Here is a 13,449-nt window from a genome sequence, read left to right as displayed (position 1 = left end):
TTGTCCTCACTCAATGGGTCGTCGTATCAATAGGGCGGATACTACCTTCACAGATTTGTGCCGCAAATTCGCGCATCAGTCCCAGGACCAGCGGATCTTGCTGAATACTGGTCTCCGCTTCCTGTTGTCGCTTGCGCTTGCGGCGTGCCGCCGCGACTGCGGGTGTTTCCTGATCCGGAGCGGCAACACGCACCTCCAGATCGACCGGTACACCAATATGCTCCACTAACGCCTGCTGCACACGCAAGCGATGATTCTCGTTATAGAGCGCGCTGTGGCCCGGGTCCAGATGCAGAGTCCAGGCGCTGTCGTTTTTGTCCACAAGCTGGCAGTGGGCCGCAATACTTTGCGTCAACCCGCTAAGACCCAACTGCAAGAATATCTCCAGCCATTCGGCGGCCAGACCTGTTGCGGGCGGCAGATCACCGAGCCCCACGCTTGCATCCAGGCTATCCTCTGCGGCTGTAGTCACTGCCGCTACCGCATCAACAGTTTGCCAGTCACCCAAGTACTGGCCCAGATCGAGATTCTCTTCCTCGTCTCCATCGCGGTCATCAAACTCCTGACCATCTGAACCGCTGGCCTGCAACCACCCCGAAGGCGGTTCATCCTGGGGCGGCTTGACCGGCGCGGAGGTTTTCAGCGGCTGCCCAGAAGCCGGCTGGCGCCGAGATTCGTTGCTCGTAACAGGCACCTCAAAATCGGCGACTTTATCCGCCGGTTCGGCGGCGGCGAACTCATCGGAATCAATCGACTGGGGATTCGCGGGAACCACTACGGGCTTTGCGGTCTCAGCGTCCGTTAGCCCAATGGGCGGGACCATTGCCTCTTCCGGCGCTGCCAACCCAGGTGACTGAGCCTCGGAACCGGATTTAGCGGCAAAAGCAGCAGCGGAATTGGCCTCCTGAGGGATGGCTGCCGGAGTTGGCCTTGGCGTTCCGGATTCAGCCCTGGCCTGGCTGAGCCCCACTGGCTTTCCCGGCGAGTCGCCAGGCGGCTCGGCGAGAGCATCCTGCTCCAGAGTACCCGGTCTGAATGCCAGCATGCGCAACATGGCCATTTCAAAGCCGCCGCGCGGTTCCGGCGCCAGGGGCAGGTCTCGACGGCCGTGGAGGCCCAATTGATAGAAAAGCTGTACATCTTCTGCACTGATCTGACCCGCCAGCGCCAGCACGCGCTCCTGATCTCCCAGGCTATTATCTACCGCCTGGGGTAGAACCTGGGCAATAGCTATTCTCTGCAGCACCGAGAGCAACTCAGCCAGTACCCCGGTAAAATCTGCACCCTGCTCCGCCAACTCGGCAACCGCAGCCAGCAACGCCTTGGCGTCGCCAACACCCAACGCCTCCAGCAAACCGAATACTTGGCCATGATCAATAGTTCCGAGCATGCTGCGAACGTCACTGACCTGCAGGGCGCCATTGCCGAATGCAATCGCCTGATCGGTCAGACTCAATGCATCTCGCATCGAGCCATCGGCTGCCCGGCCAAGCAGCCATAGCGATTCCTCGTCAAACCGGATCAGCTCTTCGCCGAGAACATGGCGTAGATGATCAACGATTTTCTCGGGTTGCATATTCTTCAATGAGAACTGCAGACAGCGCGAGAGGATGGTGACCGGGAGTTTTTGCGGATCGGTAGTAGCAAGCAGAAATTTAACGTGCTCGGGTGGCTCCTCAAGCGTTTTCAGCAGCGCATTGAAGCTGTGGCTTGATAGCATGTGCACTTCGTCGATCAGGTAGACCTTGTAACGTCCGCGAGATGGCGCGTATTGCACGTTATCAAGCAGCTCGCGGGTGTCCTCGACCTTGGTTCTGCTGGCCGCGTCAACCTCGATCAGATCAACGAAGCGCCCTTCATCAATCTCGCGACACGCCGAACAGGTTCCGCAGGGCTCGGAGCTCACTCCTGTCTCACAATTCAGGCATTTGGCCAGAATACGCGCAATAGTGGTTTTACCAACTCCCCGGGTGCCGGTGAAAAGGTAGGCATGGTGCAGCCGATCATGGTCAAGCGCGTTGATCAACGCCTGGAGCACATGGGTCTGACCGACCATTTCACGGAACAGGCGCGGACGCCATTTGCGGGCAAGTACCTGATAACTCATTGGATGTGTGCTGTCCGGTAGGATCTGAAAGGCGAGCGGGTACTGTAACCAAAGCAGACGGACTTTGCGAGATGTGCTGCTTGGCTTGGGGGATATCGGGGGTGCTGAATACGAGAGGACGTCATGGGTGGCGACCCTACCAGCCACACCCCGGCACACGATGTAACCGCTGTGGCTGCTCCCTTCCGGGCCTGACCAGGTTAACGGCGAATCATTGCGAGGGGACCGGCAGGGCCACCATAACGAACCTGTGCTGGACAGGCCGCGCTATTGTAACGGCTTGGCGTCAAGTTACAACCCATTGTTGGGCGCTTCTTGGAGCCTGGCTTTATATAAACTGAAGCGCCCTTCAGGTCCTGAAACGACCTACCTGCTGCTGCAGTCCTGCAGCCAGTCTGGCCATGGACTCACTAGCCTGACGACTCTCACTGGAATTCTGCGCTGCCTGATCAGAAAGATCCCTGATGCCACTGATGTTACGGGCAATCTCTTCCGTGGTCTGGGTCTGCTCTTCACAGGCCGAGGCAATCTGTGCGGCCATATCGTTGATTCGCACAACCGATTGTGCGGTATCGTTAAGCGATCTTTCCGCGCCCTCTGCCTGTTCGACACTCTCGGCAGCCAGGGAAGCGCCGCGCTGCATGACTGTTACCGCCTGAGTGCTTCCGGTTTGCAGGCTCTGGATCATTTCCTGAATATCGCGGGTGGAATCCTGGGTGCGAGCCGCCAGCGTTCTGACCTCGTCCGCTACCACGGCAAAACCCCGGCCCTGCTCACCTGCGCGTGCAGCTTCGATGGCGGCGTTGAGGGCCAGCAAATTGGTTTGCTCTGCGATCGCCTGAATAACACTCAGCACGCCACCAATCTTGTCACTATCCTGCTCAAGACGGTTGATCACGCCTGCAGCCTCAGCTACATCCTTGGCCAGCCTGCGTAAGGCGTTCATCGTCTGACCAACGACTTCGGATGTCGACTTACCCTGCTGGTCCGCCTGGCGGGCAGCTTCGGCAGTGCTGTGAGCGTTATCGGCTACTTCGTGAATAGCGGCGGTCATTTCGGTTGCCGCTGTACTGACCTGATCAATGGCCAGGTGCTGATCCGTCACCAGTTGATCCTGGTTGGCCGCTATGGCGCTCATTTGCTCGGAGGCCGATGCCACCAGGAGTGTCGATTCGGCGACTTCCCGGATCAGGAGTTGTAGCTGATCAAGGAACTCGTTAAAGCTCGCACCAAGCTGGCCCACCTCATCCGCTGAGTTGACATCAACCCGCTTTGTAAGGTCACCACCACCGCCAGCTATATCGCGAATGCGCGCTAGAATATTCTCGATTGGCCGGACAATAAGACCGGGGAGAAAGGCAATGGTCAACACACAGACAACAAGCCCGAGAATGACCACCAAAGACATATTGCGCGCGTTTGCTGAAGTGGCCTGCTCCGCTTCCTGAAGCTCCGTGGCAGCCGAGGCATCAACCAACTGGGTCATTTGATCTATCAAGTCACGAGCGCGGCCAAATAGTTCGGCGGACTCACCAAAACTGAGCTGATTGGCCTCACCCTTGTCCTGAAACGCTTCGCTTTGTGAGAGTCGCACTACTTCCAGGCTGACCTTCTTCCATGCGTCAAAAACCTGCACGAACTCCTGGCCAAGGGCTTTGCTCTGCGGAGATACCGCTAACGACGTGGATACCTTGACCCGATCCAGTGCCTGCTGGAGGTTATCGGAATGGGCAACGACCAGATCATTACGCTCATCGCGCGCTGAACCTTGAACCAGTGCACGCTCTGCGACCAGCGCCTGATACATGTCCCGGTCTGCTTCCAAAAGGTTAGTCGCCTGCGGCAACAAACCACTGGAAAATCGCTCCATCCGGGAGGATAGATCGCTAATACCTATATAGGCAACAGCGCCCAGCAGACAAAACGCGCCGGCCAGAAACACCATGGGAAGGGTCAATTTCCAGCGAAAGCCCAGGTTACGAAAAGAAGCCATTAGCATATTCCCCATCTTATTCGTGGCCTCGGCTCGAACGCGGAAGGCCCTTTCTTATCAGGAAGAAGATCTTTCTGACATAGTAGCTTCCATATCGGCCATACAGCGAACAACATTAGGAAAATGTGCAACTGAGCGTTCCGGATTAAGCGCAGCCAACCAGTGAACGTAATGATAAAGAGGGGAAACAATAGCGAATCGTGCATTATGCAATACATGCACAAGGACAGGCCGAGTGCATGGGCATTCAACTAGCCGCTAATAGCGAGGAGAGAAACCTCGCAGAGAGGGATGTGTGCGGCTCTATTTCTCTAGAAAACCCAACTGCGCTGCTGACCAGATTGCTCCAACGCCACAGCAATGGAATCCGGCGCACCAGAATCCTTGATACTGGCTGTATTGGACATATTCATCTGACGCGCTAGCGTCCGGGAATTGGCGTTTTCATCTATCCAACTACGAATCTCGATTTGTTGGGGGGCTTGGCGGGCTGTCGTATCCAGATCCGTTTCGCCGGTGGAAAGCAGAAATGCCGCGCCGAGTAGAACCCCTTGAATACTCATGAAAAAAGCAACGTCTCGACCTTTCATTCTGAAATTCCTCCCTATTTCCAGCAGAGCGCTTGGCTCTGTTGATGATGACGACGCAATCGCCTTTACAGGGAGTATTGCAGGGGTCGTGCCAGTATTTTCATATATTTAAATCAATAAAAATCAATTACTTACATATCTTCAAATTGTACGCCCATTGCATTTTGCATGACCTGATCATTTTTTATCAGGCAGGATGCATGCAGGCACATGGCTGTCAGATCGGCGGTATCACCAGGGAGACCATAAACGGTATGTAGACCAACGCAAATGTCGTACTCAGTAGTGTTGTACCTGCTACTTGTCGCGGCTCGGTATCAAGCAGCGTGGCTGTAACCACTGTATTGGCTGCGATTGGCGTGATGGAGATAAGAAAGATCGCCTTGTAAACGCTGGGATCGTAAATAGACAGCTAAAAATGGCAGCATGATGACGCTGGCTGACAAGGGCGCGCTCATCACACCCGGGAACACAACCGAGGGGGTAACGATGCACAGCATGATCCCGGCAATATGGCTGCCGCTAGCCTTCAGAAAACGCCCCGCGAGCCATCCAAGCCCAACGGTTATGTAAAGGGGGAAGAGCTTGAACAGCAGGGCAAGGGCGGCCGCCATGACAACTCCGGGCAGAAAACAGACCTGGTATTAAGATTTTACGGCCGCCCTGGTTGGCGGCCGGGAGTAACCCGACAAACATAACTGTACGATCATTTGTCTTCGATGAGATACACCCTTTCGATCAGGCTGGTCATGCCCTGATCACGGAACACGGCATGCTCCTCAAGCACCTGGGCCTCTTGTAAAACCGACACGGAACAACCGGAAAAAAGTGTCCTTACTTCCGTATCCGGCACGCTGAATGGCGGGCCCGGCCGCTCGGACTGACGGTAATCCAGCGTGATCAGCAGCATTTTCCAGCCAGCCTGGAGTTGTTCACGCAGGTGCGAGACATACTGCTGACGCATGGGCGGCGGCAGTGCGATAAGCGCAGCTCGGTCGTATACCGCATTCACCGTCCCCAAATGCGTCGCCCCCAGCGCAAAAAAATCGCCGCAATAGAGCGTCAGTTCAGAACACGCGGCCACATCGAAACCATCGCTGTCTTGCCATTTGCACGACAGCCCGTTTTCTTCAATAAAGCTATCCAGGGCCTGCCGCGATAACTCGGCACCAACGACCGCCGATCCTTGCTCACGCAACCAGAGCATATCAAGGGTTTTGCCGCACAGCGGGACCAGCACCGTAGCCCCTGGTTTCATTGCCAGCGCGGACCACCAGCGCACTAGCAGAGGGTTAGCACGCGATTTGTGGAAACCGATTTCACCCAGCTGCCAGCGCTCGCGCCAGAATTCCGCGTCCATCACACCCCCCCTTTCGCAATTGACTGAGATTACAGCAATTTTCGCCCCACAATCACTATCAGCCTATATAGTGAAGGTAGACACGATACCCGATTGAGTTGCTCTGCAGCATGGACTATATCAATACGCTTTTCCTCATTGGCGCAATGCTGTTATGCGCCAGCATTCTCGCCAGCTCCCTGTCCTCGAGGCTGGGGATACCTCTGTTGCTGATCTTCCTGATTATCGGAATGCTTGCAGGGGAAGACGGTTTCGGCGGTATCGCGTTCGACAATACCGGGATTGCCTTCATGATTGGCAGTCTGGCACTGGCGATCATTCTGCTTGATGGCGGAATGAGAACCCGCGTCGAAAACTTTCGCGTTGGCCTCTGGCCGGCTGTATCCCTTGCCAGTCTAGGCGTCGTGCTATGTGCAGGCCTGACCGGCATGGTCACCGCCTGGCTGCTTGACCTGCATTGGCTACAGGGAATGCTCCTGGGCGCCATTGTTGGCTCTACCGATGCCGCGGCAGTATTTTCCTTGCTTCAGGGCAAAGGGCTCAACCTGAAGCAGCGGGTGGGCGCCACGCTGGAAATCGAATCGGGCTCCAACGACCCGATGGCCATCTTTCTGACGATTACATTGGTGGAAATAATCGCCTCGGGTGAGCAAAGCGTCAGTTGGGAAATTATTGGCGTTTTTGTGCAGCAGTTTGGTATCGGAGGTATCTGCGGTCTGGCTGGAGGCGTGCTGCTGGCGAGCCTGGTGAATAGGGTCAAGCTGGCAACCGGCCTTTACCCACTTTTGATTACCAGCGGCGCGATACTGGTGTTTGCGTTTGCCAATACCATTGGCGGCAGCGGGTTCCTGGCGATTTACCTAACCGGTGTGGTGTTGGGAAATAGACGCGTGCACAACTTGCAAAATATTCTCCACGTACAGGACGGCATGGCCTGGCTGAGCCAGATCGGCATGTTCCTGATGCTCGGGTTACTGGTCACTCCTAGCGAAATGATGCCTATCGCCGGGCCAGCCATCGCTATAGCTTTGTTCCTGATATTTATTGCTCGGCCGGTGGCGGTGTTGATATGCCTGGCGCCGTTTGTCTTCTCCTGGCGCGAGCGTCTGTTCATTTCCTGGGTCGGGCTACGTGGGGCAGTTCCTATAATCCTGGCAATTTTTCCCTTACTAGCCGGACTGGAGCAGGCGCAGCTATTGTTCAACGTGGCCTTCGTGGTCGTGTTGGTATCGCTTCTGCTGCAGGGTTCGAGCCTACCTTTTGCCGCCCGCCTTTGCAGAGTCGAGATCCCCCCTCAGCCAGAACCATTACAACGAACGAGCCTGGATGTCGCTGTGGATGGCGCTTATGAGGTCATGATCTACCAATTGGAAAATGCCAATTGGTGTGTCGGCGTCAGTCTGCGTGAACTCGCCATGCCCAACAATTCACGCATCGCGGCGGTGTTCCGCGGAAGTGAGCTATTGCATCCGCGCGGCAGCACCACCCTGGCACTGAACGATGTGCTGTGCATTATCGGCAGGCAAAGGGACCTTCCAGCCCTATCGAAGTTATTCAGCAAGCCGCATGCTGCGAGTTACCTGGAGAATCGACGCTTCTTCGGTGACTTTATTCTTGAGGGCGACGCTGAACTGGGTGCAGTAGGTCGTTTCTATGGATTCGCCGTGCCAGATGAGCTCCGCGAACTGACCCTTGCGGTTTTTTTGGGAAAGCGCTTTGGTGGCCATCCCGTCGTGGGCGACAAGCTGGAATGGGAGGGTCATACCTGGGTTGTCGCCGCCGTGGACAATGACACCATACTCAAGGTGGGTCTCAAGCTGGGCGGCGACAAGCCGCGAATACCGCTCGGATTCTAAGCCCGAAAGCCATACTTAACGCAGCAGATTGAACAGGCTCAAGCCACTGATCTTCACGTAGCTTTGCTGTGCTGCCTGCAAGACTACAGACTCGAGACTCAGGCGACTGAGCGCTTCCGCATAATCAAGCTCCGACAATTCCGCTTGAACCTTGGTATTGATCAGGGACACTTCAGCATTCTCGTTGCCCGTGGACTCGATAACGTTGAGTCGGGCGCCAATACTGGTCTGTACACTGAGCACGCTGTTCATGGCGTTATCGATGTTTTCCAGACTGATCGCCAGCTTGTCGCGACGTATCAATTTGTCTTCGGGTGAGTTACCCGGATCCTCCAGTGTCTCGCGCAAAAAGGCAATGTTCTGCAAAATGCTGCGTTTTTCACCGGTATCAGCCGTATTGCCACGGTCAATGGAAAATTCCTCGCCGCCGGCCAGCTCACCGTCTATGGTGACAACCACACCGGCAATACGAACCTGCAGACTGTTGTCTTCATTCGGCTCGATTGGCCCGGATGCCAGCACGTTGGCGGTGTTTGCCGTTTCAAACACCTCATAGCTGCTTCCGTCGGGAGCAATTCTCACCGTTACAGGTGCATTTGGATAAAAATCAGCGTCGTAGGCAGTCTTGTCTTCTACAACTCCCAGTGAAATGCGCGGAAAAGGTGTCGCGGGATCTGCAACAGGTACGGTTCGATCAGTGACCACCCGATTGACATTGCCTACGTCAACAAACAGATCCTTGCCGTTATCATTGATCGCCAACTGCTTGGAGCCTGCGATCTGAATTGAACGCTGCCCCTGATCGCCTTCGTAGGTATAGGTGCCGTCTGGCTCCCGAACGAAGGGCGGGGTCTGACTCTGAAAACCACCGAACAGATATTCGCCACGGGCGTTGCGGCTATTGAACAGACCAAAAAGCTCTTCCTCACGCTCGCTCAGTTCCTGGGCAAGTGCCTGACGGTCAGAAGCGTCTAGCGCACCATTACCACCCTGCAGGGTAATTTCGCGTACCCGCTGCAAAATATTGGTCACCGAGTTAAGTGTCGCTTCCTCCTGGTTCAGGCTGTTGGTCGCGGCACTCATATTGGATTTGAATTGCTCCAGGCGGCCTGCTTCCTGGTCGAGCTGTAACAAGCGTACTGTCGCTACGGGATCATCAGCCGGCGACAACAGACGCTTTCCCGAACTGACCTGCTCCTGGGTACGCGTGACCTTGGCGTAGTTATCCTGGATACCCTGATTGCCATTATTGAATGTCTGTATTGTCGAAATACGCATGGCCTGTCACCTGTCAGCGAATGCTGCTTATCAGAGTATCAAACAAGGATCTTGCTACCTGCAGTACCTGCGCCGAAGCGTTGTAATACTGCTCGAACTTGATCAGATTCGCGGCTTCCTCGTCCAGGTTGACCGCCGATACCGAGTCGCGATTATTGGTCGCCTGCTTGAGTACCGCCCCACTTGAATCACTGTCGGAGCGCGCCTGCGCGGTAAAGGTAGCAACGCGCTGGACCAGATCTCCGTAACCATCAACAAAGGAGAAACCGCTGCGACCACCGGCCTGTCCGAGAACAGCCTTGGTCTGAAGTTCCGACAACACCAATGCATTACGGTTGTCGGACTTACCTTCATTGAAGTTGATATTGAAGGTATCACCATCCAGAGGTGTGCCAGTCATTTTCATGCTGAAACTGTAGCCGTCCACTTCCCACGCCAGAGTGTTGGTCTGCCCCGGGTTGATAGCGAAGGACGCTGGTGTGAGTGTCGCACCGGAGGCGCTGGTCAGGCTCAACGTACCTGCCGCCTGATCATAGAGCATCTCGATAGGCAGGTAGGCCTGCATCGCCGCTGGATCAATCGGTTCAGGACCATTCACAAGCGAAGGCTGGGTAATCTTGGCTGTACCCCGGTTGGCCAGGCTGGTATCAGCGCTGGCCGGCGCTGCGAAGCCCAGCTCTTCGGGCTGCTGCATCACCGATTCCATGCCGCCAGAGCCGTAGCGAGTGGGAGTGACAAGAAAACGGTCACCGGCTACAACGCTACCACCGGCAGGCAAGGTCATTTGAAAGCCATCCACCTCGGTTGGCGGCGCCGCAGTGATATCAATCGGCCCGGTTACCTGATTATCGCTCACCCGCCGGATACTGTACTGGGTAGCACTGCTGAAAAGCACCTCATAGTCGGAGGTACTCAGCTGAGTGGTATCAGAGATAAACACATTCAGCTTGGTATTAGGATCGCTGTTGGTCGGACGAGCCTGGCTGCGCAAATCGAGCTGGTCAGGACTGTTGATATCCTTGAAGAGCTGCGCACCGGCCTGACCATTAATGTCCAGACCCTGCCCCAACTGACTATTGACCTCATCGGCAATCGACAATGCGAGACGGCCAACGGAGTTAAGCGCCTGATCAAGCACATCCTGACGATAGCGAATCAAGCCACCCAGCTGACCACCACTGACCAGGCTGGTAATGCCCTGGGCGGAGTTTCCGCTGATCAACTGTACTTCTGCACGCGACGGATCGGCGGTGCCACGCACCACCTGAAGGCTGGATGCTTCCTTACCAACCACCAGGGGCTGCCCGGAACCAATGAACAGGTTGATGCTGCTATTGTCCTGCGGCACTACCGTCACACCGATCAGCTCACTGAGTTGGCGAACGGCTTCATCACGCGCGTCGAACAGGTCATTGGGCTCGGAACCGTTTGCGACGGCGCGCCCGATGGAGTCATTGTATTGTGCAACCGACTCAGCCAGACGGCTGACCTGACCGGTCAGTGTGCCCATCTGCTGGCCAATGAATTCAGTCTGGGTCGACAGACGTGTTTGCACGGTATTGAAGCGCGAGGCCAGGCCTTCGGATTCGGACAAAAAAAGCTGGCGGGCAGGCAAGCTGGCCGGATCCTCGACCGAGGTCTGCAACGCGTCAAAGAAGTTCTGCAAGCCCGGGGTGATACCTGTAGCTGTTCCAGACAGCAGCGTATTTAGCTCTTCCATCTGTGTCTGAAACGCAGTGACTTCGGAATTGATCGCCGTACTGCTGCGCACCTGATTGGTCAGAAACTCGTTATAGACGCGCTGCACATCGACAATGCTGGTGCCGTTGCCAATATAGCCTGCACCCGTAAAGCTCGGATCGCGGGCTGCTTGAACGGCTGTCTGGCGGCTGTAACCGGGAGTATTTACGTTGGAAATATTCTGCCCGGTAACCGACAAATTGGTCTGACTGGCCTTGAGGCCGCTAAGTCCAATCCCGAAAAGGTCAGCCATGTTTATGCCCTGCCTGTGCTGGAGTCAGCACCAGTCTGAGCGACCTGCTGATTGCCGGAGTCGCTCAGCAGTTGCCGCGCTATCTGTGACACTTTGCGGGCATACTGTGGATCGGTGGCGTAACCGGCCTGTTGCAGTTCGCGGAAGAAAGTATCCGGGTTCTCGGTGCGTGCCAGCGCTTGCTTGTAGCGGCCATTGCCCTCGAGGAAGTTCACATAATCGTCAAAACTCTGCTCGAAAGATGCATAGCTGCGAAAGCTCGCGCGCTCCTGGCCTTTTACACCATCACGATACTCATGGGTCATCACACTGGCCGACTCTCCCTGCCAGCCGCCATGGGCCTTGATCCCGAACAGGTTATGGCTGTTGCTGCCGTCAGGCTGCTTGATAATCGACTTTCCCCAACCGGTCTCGAGGGCAGCTTGCGCCACCAGATAATGCGGATCCACGCCCAAGCGCGCTGCCGCCTTTTCAGCCATCGGCAGCATTGCCTGTACAAATTCACTGGAATTGGCAAAACGCGTTGGGCCCGGGCCAGCTGGTGCAGCCTGGGCAATGGCTTCAGCGGTCGTGGGCTGATTGCGCGCTACACCCTGGATGGCGCGCAATGGTTGCCAGCTCTGCGATGGCTCAGTCTGCATGGGTGTAGCAGCTGGTGCGGAAGCAGGTCCGCCAGCGTTGCCAGCCAGAGCTGTCTGTGAGGCCGCATTACCCAGTGAGAAGCCGAGTCGACGTTTGGCCAGCAGAGCTGAATGATCAGGCAAGCCACCAGCCATGTTGGTGTTTTGCGCAGCAGCAGACAGATCAGATTTCAATGCTGGCCGCTCCAGTGCTCCACCGGAAGCTGCCGGCGTTTTCTCTGGGGACAGCTGGCGCATCATCACGTCGGCCAAACCCAGACCTTGCTTTTCAGACAGATGAACCGACATCTGGTTGTCGTACATATCCTGATAGAACTTGGTCTGCGGCGTGTTCAGCGGGTTGCCTTCAGCAAAGGCCTGATTGGCATCGCGCATGCTCTTGACCATCATGTTCATGAACAGGGACTCGAACTGTTCAGCGACGCGCTGCATGTTTTCCGGGCTGTTAGCCTTGGAACCGGCTTTCAACTCGCTCATGGAGTTGATATCGGTATAGCTGATGCCATTCGGGCTCATGATCGCGTCCTCGCTCAGATGACAACAAGTTCGGCGTTAAGCGCGCCGGCTTGTCTCAAGGCTTCAAGAATGGCCATCAGGTCGCCCGGAGCGGCTCCTACCTGATTGACCGCGCGCACTATCTCATCCAGCGACACACCCGGATTGAACACGAACATGCGGCTGTCGCCCTCTTCGATATTGATCTGAGAGCTAGGCGTGACGACTGTCTGACCATCGGTAAAGGGCGCATCAGGCTGACTGACCTGAAAGTTCTCGCTTATCGTCACGGTCAGACCGCCGTGGGTAACGGCGGCTGGCTGCACCCGCACATCCTGTCCAATGACAATGGTGCCAGTGCGCGAATTGATCACAATCTTTGCTGCCGCATTACCCTGGTCCACCTGCAGGTTCTCGACCATGGACATGTAGTCCACACGCTGGTTGGGGTCCAAGGGAGCACGCACGGTAATTGAGCCGGCATCCTGCGCCTGGGCAACGCCCGCACCAAAGGTGTTGTTGATCTGGTCAACAACGCGCTTTGCGGTAGTGAAATCCGGTCGATTAAGGTTGAACACCAGATGATCGCCACTGGCAAAAGGACTGATGACGGCGCGCTCGACAGTAGCACCGGCCGGGATACGACCCACGCTTGGCACGTTAACCGTTATGCGCGAACCATCTGCGCCCTCGGCACCGAAGCCACCAACCACCAGATTACCCTGGGCAATCGCATAAACCTGGCCATCGATACCCTTGAGAGGGGTCATCAGCAGGCTGCCACCACGCAGGCTCTTGGCATTACCAATCGACGAAACGGTAATATCGATAGTCTGACCAGGCCGTGCGAAGGGAGGCAACTCGGCATGAATCGCCACAGCTGCAACGTTTTTGGTCTGGATCCGGGTTCCCGGCGGCACGGTGATACCGAACTCGGTCAGCATGTTATTGAAGGTTTGCACGGTGAATGGTGTCTGGCTGGTCTGATCCCCGGAGCCGACCAGACCCACCACCAGACCGTAGCCGATCAACTGGTTGGTGCGCACGCCGGCCACACTGGCGATATCCTTCAACCGCTCGGCATGGGCCAGGGGGGCAGCAAGCACTAAACACAGGCACAACAGCAGCTTACGCAT

The 13,449-nt window shown here is 56.1% G+C and carries 10 protein-coding genes and 1 other RNA gene; 1 reads left to right on the top strand and 10 read right to left on the bottom strand.

Features of this window, described 5'->3' with window-relative positions; genetic code table 11:
- Window positions 1–10: 10 nt before the first annotated feature.
- The 6 genes from dnaX to AAC076_RS10480 form a co-directional block, all read right to left on the bottom strand.
- Window positions 11–2,107, bottom strand: a complete 2,097-nt coding sequence (dnaX, locus tag AAC076_RS10505; RefSeq protein WP_339845303.1) for a DNA polymerase III subunit gamma/tau — start codon at window positions 2,105–2,107, stop codon at window positions 11–13.
- Between the two features lie 134 nt (window positions 2,108–2,241).
- Window positions 2,242–2,338, bottom strand: an RNA gene (ffs, locus tag AAC076_RS10500) — signal recognition particle sRNA small type.
- A 118-nt stretch (window positions 2,339–2,456) separates the two neighbouring features.
- Window positions 2,457–4,100, bottom strand: a complete 1,644-nt coding sequence (locus tag AAC076_RS10495; RefSeq protein ID WP_339845300.1) for a methyl-accepting chemotaxis protein — start codon at window positions 4,098–4,100, stop codon at window positions 2,457–2,459.
- A 311-nt stretch (window positions 4,101–4,411) separates the two neighbouring features.
- The gene (locus AAC076_RS10490; RefSeq protein ID WP_339845299.1) at window positions 4,412–4,690 is read right to left on the bottom strand and encodes a hypothetical protein; all 279 of its coding nucleotides are present in this window, start codon (window positions 4,688–4,690) and stop codon (window positions 4,412–4,414) included.
- Window positions 4,691–5,007: 317 nt separating this feature from the next.
- Window positions 5,008–5,304 (bottom strand): hypothetical protein, encoded by a 297-nt coding sequence (locus tag AAC076_RS10485; protein WP_339845298.1) that lies wholly within the window; start codon window positions 5,302–5,304, stop codon window positions 5,008–5,010.
- 92 nt (window positions 5,305–5,396) lie between these two features.
- Window positions 5,397–6,050 (bottom strand): thiopurine S-methyltransferase, encoded by a 654-nt coding sequence (locus AAC076_RS10480; RefSeq protein ID WP_339845295.1) that lies wholly within the window; start codon window positions 6,048–6,050, stop codon window positions 5,397–5,399.
- A 110-nt stretch (window positions 6,051–6,160) separates the two neighbouring features.
- Between AAC076_RS10480 and AAC076_RS10475 the strand changes: the two genes are divergently transcribed.
- Window positions 6,161–7,906 carry a potassium/proton antiporter gene (locus AAC076_RS10475; RefSeq protein WP_339845292.1) on the top strand — a complete coding sequence of 582 codons (1,746 nt, stop codon included), beginning with the start codon at window positions 6,161–6,163 and terminating at the stop codon, window positions 7,904–7,906.
- A 15-nt stretch (window positions 7,907–7,921) separates the two neighbouring features.
- Here AAC076_RS10475 and flgL read toward each other — a convergent pair whose 3' ends face one another.
- The 4 genes from flgL to AAC076_RS10455 are packed head-to-tail and all read right to left on the bottom strand — an operon-like array spanning window position 7,922 to window position 13,449.
- Window positions 7,922–9,184 carry a flagellar hook-associated protein FlgL gene (gene flgL / locus AAC076_RS10470; RefSeq protein ID WP_339845290.1) on the bottom strand — a complete coding sequence of 421 codons (1,263 nt, stop codon included), beginning with the start codon at window positions 9,182–9,184 and terminating at the stop codon, window positions 7,922–7,924.
- Window positions 9,185–9,197: 13 nt separating this feature from the next.
- On the bottom strand, window positions 9,198–11,177 hold the full coding sequence (flgK, locus tag AAC076_RS10465) for a flagellar hook-associated protein FlgK (RefSeq protein WP_339845288.1): 1,980 nt from the start codon (window positions 11,175–11,177) through the stop codon (window positions 9,198–9,200).
- A 2-nt stretch (window positions 11,178–11,179) separates the two neighbouring features.
- A complete protein-coding gene (gene flgJ / locus AAC076_RS10460) occupies window positions 11,180–12,334 on the bottom strand; it encodes a flagellar assembly peptidoglycan hydrolase FlgJ (RefSeq protein ID WP_339845285.1) in 1,155 nt (384 codons plus the stop codon).
- Window positions 12,335–12,348: 14 nt separating this feature from the next.
- The gene (locus AAC076_RS10455) at window positions 12,349–13,449 is read right to left on the bottom strand and encodes a flagellar basal body P-ring protein FlgI (RefSeq protein ID WP_339845283.1); all 1,101 of its coding nucleotides are present in this window, start codon (window positions 13,447–13,449) and stop codon (window positions 12,349–12,351) included.

The organism is uncultured Halopseudomonas sp. (genome assembly GCF_963977355.1).
Classification (GTDB): Bacteria; Pseudomonadota; Gammaproteobacteria; order Pseudomonadales; family Pseudomonadaceae; genus Halopseudomonas.
The sequence above is the reverse complement of the archived record's forward strand: the minus strand, read 5'-3'. Positions and strand labels throughout refer to the sequence as shown.

Coding starts and splice junctions, on each gene's coding strand:
- flgJ (WP_339845285.1), bottom strand. CDS start 12,334: ATGAGCCCGAATGGCATCAGCTATACCGATATCAACTCCATGAGCGAG.
- AAC076_RS10495 (WP_339845300.1), bottom strand. CDS start 4,100: ATGGCTTCTTTTCGTAACCTGGGCTTTCGCTGGAAATTGACCCTTCCC.
- AAC076_RS10455 (WP_339845283.1), bottom strand. CDS start 13,449: ATGCGTAAGCTGCTGTTGTGCCTGTGTTTAGTGCTTGCTGCCCCCCTG.
- AAC076_RS10490 (WP_339845299.1), bottom strand. CDS start 4,690: ATGAAAGGTCGAGACGTTGCTTTTTTCATGAGTATTCAAGGGGTTCTA.
- flgK (WP_339845288.1), bottom strand. CDS start 11,177: ATGGCTGACCTTTTCGGGATTGGACTTAGCGGCCTCAAGGCCAGTCAG.
- AAC076_RS10485 (WP_339845298.1), bottom strand. CDS start 5,304: ATGGCGGCCGCCCTTGCCCTGCTGTTCAAGCTCTTCCCCCTTTACATA.
- flgL (WP_339845290.1), bottom strand. CDS start 9,184: ATGCGTATTTCGACAATACAGACATTCAATAATGGCAATCAGGGTATC.
- AAC076_RS10480 (WP_339845295.1), bottom strand. CDS start 6,050: ATGGACGCGGAATTCTGGCGCGAGCGCTGGCAGCTGGGTGAAATCGGT.
- AAC076_RS10475 (WP_339845292.1), top strand. CDS start 6,161: ATGGACTATATCAATACGCTTTTCCTCATTGGCGCAATGCTGTTATGC.
- dnaX (WP_339845303.1), bottom strand. CDS start 2,107: ATGAGTTATCAGGTACTTGCCCGCAAATGGCGTCCGCGCCTGTTCCGT.